Origin of the sequence: Polaribacter sargassicola (assembly GCF_021991835.1) — a bacterium.
Taxonomy (GTDB): domain Bacteria; phylum Bacteroidota; class Bacteroidia; order Flavobacteriales; family Flavobacteriaceae; genus Polaribacter; species Polaribacter sargassicola.
The window spans coordinates 117,870-130,801 of the sequence record NZ_JAHDAU010000003.1 but is presented as its reverse complement, the minus strand read 5'-3'; the positions used below and the strand labels follow the sequence as shown (position 1 = coordinate 130,801).

Genomic DNA, 12,932 nt, shown 5'->3' with positions numbered 1-12,932 from the left:
TATGAAAAGAGAAATTTTAATAACCTCAGACGGTTCTACAACCATTAATTTACCAGAATTAAACGAGCAATATCACTCTAAAAATGGATCTATTAACGAGTCTTATCATGTTTTTATAAATAGTGGATTAAAATTAGTTGAAGCAGAAGAAGTTTCTATTTTAGAAATAGGTTTTGGTACAGGTTTAAATTGTTTTATAACCTTTTTAGAAGCTAAAAGAAATATAAATTATGTAGGTGTAGAAGCTTATCCGGTAACTGCAGATGAGGTAGAAAAAATGAATTTCATTTCTATTTTAAATGCAGAAAAAGAAAGCGCTTTTTTTAATAAAATTCACCAAGTTTCTTGGGAAGAAAAAAATAAGATTTCTAGTACTTTTTCTTTAACAAAAAGAAAACAGTTTTTTGAAGATATAGAAGATAAAAATACCTTTAATTTAATTTATTTTGATGCTTTTGGCGCACGTGTTCAACCTCAACTATGGACCGTAGAAATTTTTAAAAAAATGTTTGAAGCCTTAAAAGAAAACGGAATTTTAGTTACGTATTCTGCAAAAGGAAGCGTTAGAAGAGCTATGCAAGAAGTTGGTTTTACAGTAGAAAGATTGCCAGGTCCTCCAGGAAAAAGAGAAATGTTAAGAGCAACCAAAAAAACATTGTAGCAGCAACCAATTATTACTATTAAAAATTTAGTTTGATTGACTAAATTTGTGTCAAGAAAAAACAAAAATTATACAAAATGGAGTTTAAGAGAAAATTTGGAAGACAGAAAAAAACAAAACCAACAAAAGGTCTTTTGTTAGTTATACTTTTGGCGTTTGTTTTAATCCTTTGGTTTAAAGCAGAAGATATTATGCATGCCTTATTTTAGAAGCTATTTCCTGCTTTCACTACTCGCTTTTTTTTATGTATCATTTTATTTTAGCATTTTGTCTTTTTTTAAAGTCTATTAATTATTAAAGCATATTACAGCATTTAGTTTGGCATAAAAAAAGAGCTCAAACAGGTCGTTCAATCAGGGCTAAACTTATTTGCTTACTTATAGAAAACCTATTTTTTAAAATTCCTTCCTTTCCAATTATATTTAAAAAAAATAGATTTTAAAATAACAAGAATACTAAAAAAAGGATACAATAAGCTTGCTAAAATATACCATTTAAAAAAGTTGTTTTTTATTTTAAAAAATTTAATTGTTGGTAGAAACAAGCACAAGTCAATTATCATTTTTAAAATAAACGGAATAAAAAACACCTTAAAACTACCAAACCACAAATAATAAAGAACTAAAAAATTAGTAAGTAAAACCAATAAACCAATTAGTTTTACACTAAGAGAATTAAAATGGCTAGATTTTGCGGCCCATCTTGTTCTTTGATTTAGCAAATCTGTCCAACTTTTTACAGGAAAAGTAGTAACAATTGCTTCTGTAGATTTTAAATATTGTACACCTTTTTTATCATCATTTAAAAATTTTTCAAATAGAAAAATATCATCGCCACTAGCAATTAAATTATTTCCGTTAAAACCATCTAATTTTAAAAATTCATCTTTTTTGTAAGCTAAATTTGCTCCATTGCACAAAAAAGGAAAATTAATACCAAAACCACCAACAGTAGTGCCTTGCATACTTAAAAAATCGAGCAATTGAAATTGCTCTAAAAAATTGTTTTTAACATTATAATTTACAGGTGCAACAACTATTTTAGGATTGTTTTCTTCAATAAAATTATCTAATGTGTTTAGCCAGTTTTTTGGTAAAATACAATCTGCATCAGTAGTAACAATCCAATTGTGTTTTGCTTGTAAAATAGCAGTTGTAATAGCATCTTTTTTGGGCGAATTAGAAGTTCTGTTGTTTTTTATAATTTTAAAAATGTCTCTTCGAGCGCAGTCGAGAGGTTTTAGGTTTCGGCTACGCTTAACCTGACAAAAAGTATTAATAACATCAACCGAATTATCAGTAGAATCATCATCAACTAAAATAAATTCAACCAAATTGTTAGGATAATTAATTTTAGAAATAGAACTTAATAAATTGGGTAAGTTTTTAGCTTCATTTCTAAAAGGAATTATCACAGAAAAAGAATTTGTTTCTAAATCATCATTCAATTTATATTCATCAACCTTATTAAAACCATAAGAAAGTGCAATAATTAGAATTGCATACAATGTAAAAACTAAAATTAAGAACCCAATCATTTTACAAAATTAGGTTTAAAAGTTAGCACAAAATAACAACCAATAATTGCTGGTAAAACAAAATTAAGAATCCACATTAAAGTAGTTATAGATAAAATAGTAAGTGGTTCTGCATTAAAAAAAGAGAAAACCCAAATAGCTACAGAACTTTTTAAAACAACATCAAATAAAGACAACATTGGTATTATAGAAGCAATTAAATAAACAGATGTAATTGCAGAAATAGCCTCTAAATAAGAAATATTAACAGTAAAGATTATCAATAAAAAGTAAAACTGATGTGAGAAAACCACGAAACGTAAAAACGATAAAAAACTGACTTTTATATTTAAAGATAACGGAATTTTCTTTGTAAAATTTCTAACTTTTTTAAAATATAATTCACCTAAATTAAAACGTTTTATAATTAAAAAAAAGGCTGTAATTGCAATAAATATTGTTAGAAAAATAATAAAAATTTGTGGAAAGTTAATTTCAACTTTATGTAAAAAAGAAAAATAACTAAATCCGATAACTCCAAAAAATAAGGTCATTAACATTTGATAAAAGTTACCCACAAAATTTAATCCTAAGATTTTTTTTCTATCATTTTTATTAAAATATATTGCTTTTGCACCATATTCTCCAATTCTGTTTGGTGTAATTAAAGAAGTAGTTAAAGAAGCTAAACTTTGTTTTGCAGCTTTGTAAAAAGATATTTTTTTAAGAAAACCAACAAGATATTTCCATTTTAAAATTTCTAAAAACCAGTTTAAAAAAGAAAAAATAAATAAAATAAAAGCGGTTTTAAAAGAAAAAATGTTGTTTTTACTCAATTTTTGATAAAAATCAGAAAAAAATAATTGCTCATTTTTACCTAATCTTAGATAAATAAAGTAAGTACAACCAATAACAATCGATAGTTTAAGTATCAACCAAAAGAATTGTTTAGTTTTGTAAGTTAACGAGTTGTACATTATTACAAAGAACGTTAAAATTGATGACAGAAAAAATCATTTTAGGAATTGACCCAGGAACTTCAATAATGGGGTTTGGTATTATAAAAGTTGTAGGTAAAAAGATGGAATTTATTCAAATGAATGAATTGATGTTGAAAAAGTACGACGATCATTATTTAAAGTTAAAACTCATTTTTGAGCGTACTATAGAGTTAATAGATACGTATCATCCGGATGAAATTGCTTTAGAAGCACCCTTTTTTGGTAAAAATGTACAATCGATGTTAAAATTAGGTAGAGCGCAAGGAGTTGCTATGGCAGCGGGTTTATCTAGAGAAATTCCTGTAACAGAATACGCGCCAAGAAAAATTAAAATGGCAATTACAGGAAAAGGAACAGCAAGTAAAGAGCAAGTTGCAATGATGTTAAAATCGCTTTTAAATTTAAAAACATTACCTAAAAATTTAGACGCTACAGATGGTTTAGCGGCAGCAGTTTGTCATTTTTACAATTCGGGTAAAATTGTAGCCGGAAAAAGCTATACAGGTTGGGCTAGTTTTGTAAAGCAAAATGAAAAACGAGTTAAAAAATAATGGCTGGAATTTATATTCACATACCATTTTGTAAACAAGCTTGTTTTTACTGTGATTTTCATTTTTCTACTTCTTTAAAGAAAAAAGAACCTATGATTTCTGCTTTGATAAAGGAAATGGAAATCAGAAAAGATGAATTGCAAAATGAAATTATAGAAACTATTTACTTTGGTGGCGGAACTCCGTCTGTTTTAAATATTGATGAAATTGAGTTGTTAATTAGTGCTGTTTATAAAAATAATACTGTTGTAGCAAATCCAGAAATTACTTTAGAAGCAAATCCAGATGATTTATCCGAAGAAAAAATTATCGAGCTTTCTAAAACATCCATCAATAGATTAAGTATTGGTATACAATCTTTTTTTGGGAAAGATTTAAAACTGATGAATAGAGCACATAATGCATCCGAAGCAAAAAAATGTTTAGAATTTGCAACGCAATATTTTAATAATATCTCCTTAGATTTAATTTACGGAATTCCGGATTGTACTAATGAAGAATGGAGAACAAACATACAAACTGCTTTGAGTTTTGGTGTGCCACATATTTCTAGTTATGCTTTAACGGTAGAAGAAAAAACAGCTTTAGATACATTAATTAAAAAAGGAAAGATTAAAAATGTAGATGATGCAAAGGCACAAGAGCAATTTATTATTTTAACAGAAGAATTAAAAAAAGCCAATTTTGTGCATTATGAGTTATCTAACTTTGGTAAAGAAGGTTTTTTTAGTAAAAATAATTCTTCTTATTGGTTAGGTAAATCGTATTTAGGTATTGGTCCGTCTGCACATTCTTTTAATGGTGTTCAACGAAGTTGGAATATTAACAACAATTCTAAATACATAAAATATATTCAAGAAAAAAAGTTGCCAATAGAAAGAGAAACTTTAACCAAAACAGATGGCTATAATGAGTATGTTATGACGGGTTTAAGAACAATTTGGGGAGTTTCTTTGCACAAAGTAAAAAAAGATTTTGGCGAAAAATATAGAATTTATTTAGAAAAGCAATCAGACAAATTTATTAAACAAGATTTGTTGTATATTGAAAGCCAAATTTTAAAAGCTACTGAAAAAGGCCAATTTTTAACAGACGGAATTGCTTCTGATTTATTTATGATAAGCTAAGCAATTTAATTAAACACATAGAAAAATAAATTTCAGTACAAAATGAAAGCAATAATAGAATACAATTCTAGAAAAATAGAAATTAACGTTTCTAAACCTATAGATATATCAATACCTATAGATATGGATAAAGGTAAAATTAACGCTTGGGGTATAGATGATCCTAAAATAGAAGTAGAAAACTTTGATGGTTATGAAGTTAGTGTTGCAAACGGAGCTGTTGTAAATTTTAATAGTATTCAATTTAACCCGCATTCTCATATAACACATACAGAATGTGTTGGCCATATTACAAAAAAAGTACATTCTGTAAATCAAAATTTAAAACATTACTTTTTTTTAGCAGAGTTGGTTACAGTTGCTCCTGAGCAAGTAGGTGAAGATTTTGTAATTTCAGAAAAGCAGATAAAAACAGCTTTAAGAAACAAAAAAAGAGACGCTATTGTAATAAGAACTTTGCCAAATTTATCTGATAAAAAAGAAACAAGATATTTTAATACAAACCCGGCTTATTTATCTAAAGAAGCTGCTAGTTATTTAGTAGAAAAAGGAATTAAACATTTATTGATTGATTTACCTTCTGTAGATAAAGAAAAAGATGGTGGTAAATTAGAAGTACACAACACTTTTTGGAACACTGATGGAGATGTAAGAATGGAAGCAACAATTACAGAATTTATTTTTGTACCAAACCAAGTAAAAGATGGCGAGTATTTATTAAACTTAATGATTGCTCCTTTTGAAAATGATGCAACGCCAAGTAAACCTATTTTGTATAAAATCATAAAATAATAATAATGAAAAATACTCTAAAATTAGAAGAGTTATTAATGTTTGCTTTGTCTATTGTTGCTTACAATCAATTAAGTTTTGATTGGTGGTGGTACCTTGTACTGTTTTTGTTGCCAGATATTAGTTTTTTAGGTTACAAAATAAGTACAAAATTTGGTGCTATTTGTTACAATGTTTTACATCACAAAGCAATTGCAATTGTGTTTTATTTATTAGGATTTTACTTACAAAATGAAACCTTACAACTTATAGGAATTGTAATGTTTGGTCATGCTTCTTTTGATAGAATTTTAGGTTATGGATTAAAATATTCTGATAGTTTTAATAATACTCATTTAGGAAAAATAGGAAAGAAATAACGATTTTAATGGATAAAGTAAACTTAAAAATAATAAAATTATTAGTTTTATCTATTTTGTCATCGTTATTTTACTTTTTGCTAGAAAACTCAGATAAAATAAATTCTATTTTAATAAAACTTCAAAAAAATAATTCTAGTAGAGGTTTTGGTATTTTTTTAATCATTAATTTGGTTAAATATTTTTTATTAATTTTTGGATTTATATCTTTAATATTCTTGGCGTTTAAGCTTTTAAATAAAAATGATGATTTATAAAAAAGAACTTTCAAATTTTTTAAACTTGAAAGTTCTTTTTTTGTAAGTGTTTTTAAAACCACTTCTTTCTTTTAAAATACCAAATAGAAATAATGGTTACTAAAACCATAATTGCTAATAGAACAAAATAGCCATATTTAAATTTTAACTCAGGTATGTTTTCAAAGTTCATTCCGTAAATTCCAGCCAAAAAAGTAAGCGGAATAAAAACAACAGATAAAATTGTAAGCGTTTTCATTACTTCATTTAATCTGTGTCCCTGTATACTAAAAATCAGGTTTATTTTACTTTCTAATTCTTGCAATTCAAAATCTATATTAGAAACTAAATTGTTGGTTTGTTCTTTTAGTTCGCTAAAATATTTTACATTAAAGCCTTCAATTTCAATTTTTTCTAGTTTAATAACAGTGTCTCTTAAACTTAAAGTCGCTTTTTTAAAGTTAAATAATTCTTGTTTTCTTTTTTCAACTAAAGATGTAAATTCTGGCGTTGGTTTTATATGAGAAGAGTCTAATTTATCTGCACTTAGCTCTGCATTTTCTAAATAAGTATCTTGGTAATTATCAATAATAGACTCTAATAATAAAAACAATAAATAATCTGCTTTTTTCTTTCTAACAATTCCTTTATTACCTTCTAAACGCTCTCGAATCCAATTAAAATAATCACCTTTTTTTTCTTGAATAGACCATAGAAAATCAGAAGAAACAATAAAAACCATTTGTTCAGAATCTAATTTCTGACTTTCTGTAATTAAAACTCGTGTGGTTACAAAAAATAAATTATCTAATAAAATTACTTTATTAGGATGCTCTTCATCACTTAATAATTTAATTAAAAAATCGTCTAATTTATTTTGATAAATAACCTTCTTGTAAATATCTTGAAACTGAATTCCGTAGGTATTTAACCATTTTGTAGTATTAGAATTATCAGAAAAAATAATTTCTGATAACATAGAAAATTTATTTTTTTCATAAATATTGTCAGAATATCTAATAATGGTTGTGTTGTCTAAAAAATCATTTTCCATCTTAAAAATAATTGTAAATTTGATAGATAAAGATACTTCTTATATTGTAAAAAAAATCAATTTAAAAATTAGAGTTTATGCATATAGAACAATTAAGAGATTTTTGTATAGCCAAAAAAGGAGTAACAGAACATTTTCCTTTTGATGAATCTACCTTAGTTTTTAAAGTGATGAACAAAATGTTTTTATTAACTGGTTTAACAAATTGGGAAAAAGGAGAAGCAAAGGTCAATCTAAAATGCAATCCAGAAAAAGCAATAGAATTGCGTGAAGAATTTGAAGGGATTTCTGCCGGATTTCACATGAATAAAAAACATTGGAACACCGTTCTTTTAAATACAAGTGATGTTTCTGACGACTTAGTAATAGAACTCATTAACCATTCTTACGATTTAGTGGTAAAAGGATTGACTAAAAAACTACAAAAAGAGCTAGAAGAATTGTAGATTTTTAAAATGATAAACCTTAATAAAAACAATATTTTAGAAAAACATTGTTATACAGAATTAGTGTATCAACGAATAAATAAGAAGTTAAAAACTAATTTTTCTAAGAATAAAATAGAGCATCTTATCAGAAATGTTTTAGAAGAAACTGCTTTAGAAAATTACACAAAAAAAGGAAAGAACTTTTATATTTATAGTAAAAAAGATAATATCAGAATTACAATAAATTCGAATACATTTAGAGTTATTACGGTAGATAAAATCAGAAAATAAAAGTTATTTTATTAATAATGAAAAAGCAAGAACTTAGAAAAATATACAAACAAAAAAGACAAAATTTAACTGAAAATCAGATTATTGATTTTCAGAATAGCATTTATCAACAAATTTATGATTTAGATCTTACAGGTATTAGAGTTGTACATATATTTTTATCACTTAAAAAGTTTAAAGAAATTGATACAGAGCCAATTATAAGTTTTTTTAGAAGTAGAAATATTAAAATAGTTGTTAGTAAATCTAACTTAGAAAACAACACACTAACTCATTTTTATTTAGAAGAAAACACCGTTTTAGAACTTAATAAATATGGAGTTCCAGAACCTGTAAATGCAGAACAAGTAGATGAAAAATTACTAGATTTGGTTTTTGTTCCGTTATTAATTTCAGACCAATTAAACTACAGAGTTGGTTACGGAAAAGGATTTTACGATCGGTTTTTATCAAAATGTAAAGACGATGCACAATTTATAGGGTTAAACTTCTTTAAACCTATTTATCAAATAGAAGATTCTAACGATTTTGATATTCCTTTACATCAAGTAATCTATCCCAAATAAACTTTAAATCCGCTTTAATTCTTTGTAAATTTGTTCTAGAAACAGAAAGCAAATGATTGTACAAGGAAACATAGTTGATATTAAAAATAAGCGAATTTTTAAAGGTGAAGTTGAGGTAAAAAACAACAAGATTTTAGAAATCAGAGAAGCAAATCACAACCAAGAAAACTATATTTTACCAGGTTTTATAGATGCGCATATTCATATAGAAAGCTCTATGTTGGTTCCGTCAGAATTTGCAAAAATAGCTGTAAAACATGGTACCGTTGCAACAGTTTCCGATCCGCATGAAATTGCGAATGTTTTAGGTGTAAAAGGTGTTGAGTTTATGATTGAAAACGGAAAAAAAGTTCCGTTAAAATTTAATTTTGGTGCGCCAAGTTGTGTGCCAGCAACCTCTTTTGAAAGTGCCGGAGCAATTATAGATGCAGATGATATTAAAGTAATGATGGAAAACCCAGACATTAAATATTTAGCAGAAATGATGAATTATCCGGGTGTTTTGTTTGATGATACAGAGGTTTTAAAGAAGATTCAGCATGCAAAAAATAACAACAAACCTATTGATGGTCATGCACCAGGAGTAAGAGGCGATGATGCTACAAAATATATTGCTGCCGGAATTTCTACAGATCACGAATGTTTTACGTTTGATGAAGCTTTAGAAAAGTTACAAAAAGGCATGAAAATTATTATCCGAGAAGGTTCTGCCGCAAAAAACTTTGAAGCTTTAATTAATTTATTGCCAGAGTATTTTGAGAATATGATGTTTTGTTCTGATGATAAACATCCAGATGATTTATTGTTAGGTCACATCAATCAATTATGCCAAAGAGCAGTTGCCAAAGGAGTTGATGTTTTTAAAGTATTACAAGCAGCGTGTGTAAACCCTGTAAAACATTACAATTTAGATGTAGGTCTTTTACAAAAAGGAGATTTTGCAGATTTTGTTGTAGTAGATAATTTAACAAATTTTAATGTATTAGAAACATATATTAACGGAGAGTTGGTTGCAAAAAATGGCGTTTCTTTTGTAAAGTCTGTTCCGTTTGAAGTATTAAATAATTTTAACACCAATAAAAAAGAAGTTGCAGATTTTAGGTTTGCATCATCGGCTGAAAAAATTAAAGTTATAGAAGCTTTAGATGGCGAATTAGTTACCAATCAAATTGAAGCGCAGTCTTTAATTGTTGATGGAAATTTAGTTTCTAACACTCAAAATGATGTGTTAAAAATGACGGTTGTAAATCGTTATAAAAATGATGAACCCGCAATTGCTTTTATCAAAAATTTTGGATTAAAAGAAGGTGCTATTGCAAGTTCTGTTGGGCACGATTCTCATAACATTATTGCTGTAGGAGTTTCTGATGAAGCTATTTGCAAAGCTGTAAATTTAATTATAGAAAATAGAGGTGGAGTTTGTGCTGTAAATGCATCCGAAGAAAAAATAGTTTCTTTACCTGTTGCTGGGATTATGTCTGATAAACCAGCAGAAGAAATTGGTAAAGCTTATGCAGAATTAGATAAAATGGCAAAACAAATGGGTAGTAAATTACGTGCGCCTTATATGAGTTTGTCTTTTATGGCGTTGTTGGTAATACCTGCTTTAAAACTGTCTGACAAAGGTTTGTTTAACGGAAATACGTTTCAGTTTACTTCATTAGAAATTTAAAAAATGGAAACTAAAATCACTATAAAATATTGCCCAAAATGTAGATGGTTGTTGCGTTCTTCTTGGATGGCGCAAGAATTATTAACCACTTTTGAAACAGAAATCACAGAATTAACATTAAAACCATCTGGTGTTGGTGTTTTTAAAATTTATGTAAATAAAGCATTAATTTGGTGTAGAAAAGAAAATGGTGGATTTCCAGAAATAAAAGAATTAAAACAATTAGTAAGAGATAAAATTGCACCTAATAAAGATTTAGGGCATTCTGATAAAAAGTAATTTATTAAAAAAGGTACTCAAAAACAGCATCTTCTTTATTTTCAATAATAACTTTATTGCCAATAAATTTAAAACCTAATTTTTGTAACAATTTTTGTGAATTCTTATTTTCTGGCATTGTAAAAGCTAGTACTTTTTCCTGTTTAAATGTATCATGTACAAATTCTATAATTAATTTTGTAGCCTCTTGTGCATAGCCTTTTCCTCTTCCTTTTGGTAAAAAACCATAGCCAATATCTACAAATTGTAACTTGTCTCTTTTTAACGCCGTAGAAACGCCAATAGCTTCATTAGTTTCTTTTAAAATAACAGTAAAATAACCAAGTCCTTCTAATTTAGACTCTCTCATTTTCTTAAGAAATTCAGCTGTTTCTGCAACCGATTTTAATTTTTTATCATTTATAAAACGTTTCCAATCTGGGTCGTTAAATAAATCAAAATAAAATGCAGCATCTTTTATTTCAAAATCTCTAATAATTAGTCTTTCGCTTTCTAATTTCACTCAATAAAAATAATGAGTTTTACTTTAAAAATGTACTTTTGTGAAACAAAAATATATTATGAGTTTACAACAAGATTTAGAAGCAAGAAGTGGTAATCAGTGCGAATTATGTGCATCCACAAATAATTTATCAATTTACGAAGTAAAACCAACTATAACTGGTGGCGGTGGTGTTGATGGTAGTTTATTGGCTTGCGAAACTTGTGTTACTCAAATAGAAAACCCAGAAGAAACAGATGCAAACCATTGGCGTTGTTTAAACGATTCTATGTGGTCTGAGCATAGAGGAGTAAAAGTTGTTGCTTGGCGTATGTTGTCTCGTTTAAGAGTAGAAGGTTGGCCGCAAGATTTGTTAGATATGATGTATTTAGAAGATGATGATTTACGTTTTGCAAAAGAATCTGGAGATCATTTAGATGAAAGCGAAAAAATAATTCATAGAGATGCAAACGGAGCAATTTTACAAGCCGGAGATTCTGTGGTTTTAATTAAAGATTTAAAAGTAAAAGGCTCTAGTATGGTTGCAAAACAAGGAACTGCGGTTCGTAGAATTTCTTTAGATCATGAAAATGCAAAATATATAGAAGGTAAAGTTGGGCCAACGCAAATTGTAATTATTACAGATTACGTTAAAAAAATGGCAGAAAAGGAGTAAAGTTATTTGGGCGTTACCTTTCAGGTCGCGCTTTACGCACTCGCTTTTTTTCAAAAAAAAAAAGAGCTCAAACAAATGCTGCAATCGCTAACGCACTTGTTTGCCAACAAATAGATTTTACAACATTTTTTGTTGTTTATTATAAAAAGAATCGGCTTGTAATTTCATTAAATTACGAGCCATTTTTTGTTTATAAGCATATATTTCTTCTTCGGTAGAAATATCTTCATATACTTTTTTATTAATATTTATATCAGCTTTTAGCATTTCTTCTCTTTGAGTAACTTGTTGTTTTACCCAAGTTTTTACAGCAGATTCTTGTTCTTCTAATTTAAAATCATATTCGCCTTTTGGTGAAATTAATTTGGCAAAAATAGGAGAAGTTTCTATTGCTAAAAAGAGAAGAAAAATAAAGAAAGATGGTAACCAAGGTAATTTACTTAGAGCATTAACTCTTGCCATTAAACCATCAAAATTAGATATAATTGGTTGTGTTTTACTTTCGTATAATTTTTGGTCTTTTTGTAATGCTGTAATAGCCAATTCTTTTGCCTTTATTTTCTCTAAATTAGTTTCTTTTAGTTGTTTTAATTCTGCTAAAGCAGCATCATGTTTTTCTCTTTTTTCTTTATAAACAGGTCCTTTGCCTAATAATTTGGTTCCTTTTCTTCCTTCTGCCTCTGCAATATAAGTTTCGTACAAAGTATTTGTTTCTGTTTCTTTGGTTGTAATTTCCTCTTTTAAAGCATCAATTTCTGAATTTATTTTTGCAATTTCAGGTATAAATTGTGCTGCAATTTGGGTTTTATTATCAAAAGTCATTTGGTTTTTTTCCGTTAACAAAACCTGATTAATTTCTTTTTCAAACAATTTTAACTCTAAAGGTTTAGAAATTACAATAGCAATAATTATGGCTAACAAAATTCTTGGAGAAGCTTGTAAAAATTCTTTCCATTTATTATCTCTTTTTTTAATAGTTGCTACTATAAAACGATCTAAATTAAAGATTAACAATCCCCAAATAATACCGAAGAAAATAGAAGTGTATATATTATCAAACACGGTAAACAAAGCATAACTACCCGCAATTGTTGCCATAACTGCAGTAAAAAATACTGTTGCACCAATACCAACATATTTGTTTTGTTCTCCGTTAGAACAACTATTTAGTAGATTTTTATCTACACCAGAACACGTAATAAAGAATTTTTTAAGCAAGGTTTTGTATTTAAATGTATAAAT

Annotated in this window: 16 protein-coding genes; 11 read left to right on the top strand and 5 right to left on the bottom strand. The window is 27.5% G+C overall.

Annotation, left to right across the window (positions count from 1 at the left end; genetic code table 11):
- The first annotated feature begins 1 nt into the window (after position 1).
- On the top strand, positions 2 to 661 hold the full coding sequence (mnmC2, locus tag KI686_RS06445; protein ID WP_237588450.1) for a tRNA (5-methylaminomethyl-2-thiouridine)(34)-methyltransferase MnmC2: 660 nt from the start codon (positions 2 to 4) through the stop codon (positions 659 to 661).
- Positions 662 to 1,049: 388 nt separating this feature from the next.
- On the opposite strand, the gene KI686_RS06440 is transcribed toward mnmC2, so the two are convergent.
- Together KI686_RS06440 and KI686_RS06435 are read right to left on the bottom strand one after the other, a co-directional pair.
- Positions 1,050 to 2,198 (bottom strand): glycosyltransferase family 2 protein, encoded by a 1,149-nt coding sequence (locus KI686_RS06440; RefSeq protein ID WP_237588449.1) that lies wholly within the window; start codon positions 2,196 to 2,198, stop codon positions 1,050 to 1,052.
- A complete protein-coding gene (locus KI686_RS06435; RefSeq protein WP_237588448.1) occupies positions 2,195 to 3,112 on the bottom strand; it encodes a hypothetical protein in 918 nt (305 codons plus the stop codon). Before KI686_RS06435 ends, KI686_RS06440 begins: the two co-directional genes overlap by 4 nt.
- Before the next feature lie 62 nt (positions 3,113 to 3,174).
- On the opposite strand from KI686_RS06435, the gene ruvC reads away from it, so the two are divergent.
- Genes ruvC through KI686_RS06415 form a run of 4 tightly spaced genes read left to right on the top strand, consistent with a single transcriptional unit; the run spans position 3,175 to position 6,007 of the window.
- Positions 3,175 to 3,729, top strand: coding sequence for a crossover junction endodeoxyribonuclease RuvC (ruvC, locus tag KI686_RS06430; RefSeq protein ID WP_237588447.1), 555 nt, complete (start codon positions 3,175 to 3,177; stop codon positions 3,727 to 3,729).
- On the top strand, positions 3,729 to 4,856 hold the full coding sequence (hemW, locus tag KI686_RS06425; protein ID WP_237588446.1) for a radical SAM family heme chaperone HemW: 1,128 nt from the start codon (positions 3,729 to 3,731) through the stop codon (positions 4,854 to 4,856). Before ruvC ends, hemW begins: the two co-directional genes overlap by 1 nt.
- Positions 4,857 to 4,898: 42 nt before the next feature.
- Complete coding sequence (locus KI686_RS06420; RefSeq protein WP_237588445.1) at positions 4,899 to 5,648, top strand: cyclase family protein; 750 nt, start codon at positions 4,899 to 4,901, stop codon at positions 5,646 to 5,648.
- 5 nt (positions 5,649 to 5,653) lie between these two features.
- Complete coding sequence (locus KI686_RS06415) at positions 5,654 to 6,007, top strand: DUF4260 domain-containing protein (protein WP_237588444.1); 354 nt, start codon at positions 5,654 to 5,656, stop codon at positions 6,005 to 6,007.
- 309 nt (positions 6,008 to 6,316) lie between these two features.
- On the opposite strand, the gene KI686_RS06410 is transcribed toward KI686_RS06415, so the two are convergent.
- Positions 6,317 to 7,297: a CorA family divalent cation transporter gene (locus tag KI686_RS06410; RefSeq protein WP_237588443.1), complete on the bottom strand. Its 981-nt coding sequence runs from the start codon at positions 7,295 to 7,297 to the stop codon at positions 6,317 to 6,319.
- A 77-nt stretch (positions 7,298 to 7,374) separates the two neighbouring features.
- On the opposite strand from KI686_RS06410, the gene KI686_RS06405 reads away from it, so the two are divergent.
- From KI686_RS06405 to KI686_RS06385, 5 genes are read left to right on the top strand one after another with little or no spacing between them, the layout of a single operon-like run.
- Positions 7,375 to 7,743: an MmcQ/YjbR family DNA-binding protein gene (locus KI686_RS06405; RefSeq protein WP_237588442.1), complete on the top strand. Its 369-nt coding sequence runs from the start codon at positions 7,375 to 7,377 to the stop codon at positions 7,741 to 7,743.
- Positions 7,744 to 7,752: 9 nt separating this feature from the next.
- Positions 7,753 to 8,016, top strand: coding sequence for a DUF3781 domain-containing protein (locus tag KI686_RS06400; protein ID WP_237588441.1), 264 nt, complete (start codon positions 7,753 to 7,755; stop codon positions 8,014 to 8,016).
- Positions 8,017 to 8,033: 17 nt separating this feature from the next.
- A complete protein-coding gene (locus KI686_RS06395) occupies positions 8,034 to 8,582 on the top strand; it encodes a 5-formyltetrahydrofolate cyclo-ligase (RefSeq protein ID WP_237588440.1) in 549 nt (182 codons plus the stop codon).
- A gap of 52 nt (positions 8,583 to 8,634) precedes the next feature.
- A complete protein-coding gene (ade, locus tag KI686_RS06390) occupies positions 8,635 to 10,254 on the top strand; it encodes an adenine deaminase (RefSeq protein WP_237588439.1) in 1,620 nt (539 codons plus the stop codon).
- A 3-nt stretch (positions 10,255 to 10,257) separates the two neighbouring features.
- On the top strand, positions 10,258 to 10,533 hold the full coding sequence (locus KI686_RS06385) for an Rdx family protein (protein ID WP_237588438.1): 276 nt from the start codon (positions 10,258 to 10,260) through the stop codon (positions 10,531 to 10,533).
- A 4-nt stretch (positions 10,534 to 10,537) separates the two neighbouring features.
- On the opposite strand, the gene KI686_RS06380 is transcribed toward KI686_RS06385, so the two are convergent.
- A complete protein-coding gene (locus KI686_RS06380) occupies positions 10,538 to 11,035 on the bottom strand; it encodes a GNAT family N-acetyltransferase (protein WP_237588437.1) in 498 nt (165 codons plus the stop codon).
- A gap of 58 nt (positions 11,036 to 11,093) precedes the next feature.
- On the opposite strand from KI686_RS06380, the gene KI686_RS06375 reads away from it, so the two are divergent.
- A complete protein-coding gene (locus KI686_RS06375) occupies positions 11,094 to 11,690 on the top strand; it encodes a PhnA domain-containing protein (RefSeq protein ID WP_237588436.1) in 597 nt (198 codons plus the stop codon).
- Positions 11,691 to 11,807: 117 nt separating this feature from the next.
- Here the strand turns inward: KI686_RS06375 and KI686_RS06370 are convergent, their stop codons facing one another.
- Positions 11,808 to 12,908, bottom strand: coding sequence for a DUF4407 domain-containing protein (locus tag KI686_RS06370; protein WP_237588435.1), 1,101 nt, complete (start codon positions 12,906 to 12,908; stop codon positions 11,808 to 11,810).
- Positions 12,909 to 12,932: the final 24 nt, after the last annotated feature.

Excerpts from the sequence above, each read along its gene's own strand:
- mnmC2 (WP_237588450.1), top strand. The coding sequence starts at position 2 with ATGAAAAGAGAAATTTTAATAACCTCAGACGGTTCTACAACCATTAAT.
- KI686_RS06440 (WP_237588449.1), bottom strand. The coding sequence starts at position 2,198 with ATGATTGGGTTCTTAATTTTAGTTTTTACATTGTATGCAATTCTAATT.
- hemW (WP_237588446.1), top strand. The coding sequence starts at position 3,729 with ATGGCTGGAATTTATATTCACATACCATTTTGTAAACAAGCTTGTTTT.
- KI686_RS06420 (WP_237588445.1), top strand. The coding sequence starts at position 4,899 with ATGAAAGCAATAATAGAATACAATTCTAGAAAAATAGAAATTAACGTT.
- KI686_RS06415 (WP_237588444.1), top strand. The coding sequence starts at position 5,654 with ATGAAAAATACTCTAAAATTAGAAGAGTTATTAATGTTTGCTTTGTCT.
- KI686_RS06410 (WP_237588443.1), bottom strand. The coding sequence starts at position 7,297 with ATGGAAAATGATTTTTTAGACAACACAACCATTATTAGATATTCTGAC.
- KI686_RS06405 (WP_237588442.1), top strand. The coding sequence starts at position 7,375 with ATGCATATAGAACAATTAAGAGATTTTTGTATAGCCAAAAAAGGAGTA.
- KI686_RS06400 (WP_237588441.1), top strand. The coding sequence starts at position 7,753 with ATGATAAACCTTAATAAAAACAATATTTTAGAAAAACATTGTTATACA.
- KI686_RS06395 (WP_237588440.1), top strand. The coding sequence starts at position 8,034 with ATGAAAAAGCAAGAACTTAGAAAAATATACAAACAAAAAAGACAAAAT.
- ade (WP_237588439.1), top strand. The coding sequence starts at position 8,635 with ATGATTGTACAAGGAAACATAGTTGATATTAAAAATAAGCGAATTTTT.
- KI686_RS06385 (WP_237588438.1), top strand. The coding sequence starts at position 10,258 with ATGGAAACTAAAATCACTATAAAATATTGCCCAAAATGTAGATGGTTG.
- KI686_RS06375 (WP_237588436.1), top strand. The coding sequence starts at position 11,094 with ATGAGTTTACAACAAGATTTAGAAGCAAGAAGTGGTAATCAGTGCGAA.